Source organism: Bradyrhizobium sp. Mp27 (assembly GCF_029953005.1).
GTDB lineage: Bacteria > Pseudomonadota > Alphaproteobacteria > Rhizobiales > Xanthobacteraceae > Bradyrhizobium > Bradyrhizobium barranii.
Genome location: NZ_JASAUS010000856.1, coordinates 1 through 219, shown reverse-complemented (window position 1 = coordinate 219; position 219 = coordinate 1). Strand labels below are relative to the sequence as shown.

The 219-nt window shown below is 63.0% G+C and carries 1 pseudogene; it reads right to left on the bottom strand.

Annotation, left to right across the window (positions count from 1 at the left end):
* Positions 1 to 219, bottom strand: a pseudogene (locus tag QJT78_RS52860) (IS21 family transposase); the annotation flags it as partial.

Sequence of the window (219 nt, the reverse complement as noted above, 5' to 3'; positions counted from 1 at the left end):
TCAGCACCGCATTGAGGATGTCGACCATCTGTCGATTGCCATCGTCGGCACCGGCGAGTTTGCGCCGTACACGCTCAATCGCTGCGGGCAGCACCCAGTCCTTGAAGGGAGCGCCATTACGCAAGGCACCGGGCTTGCGCACCAGCACGGGCACATAGTGCCAAGGGTCGTAGACCGTCTCGCCGCGACCGAATGATCGCGGGTGCTCGGCAACGATAC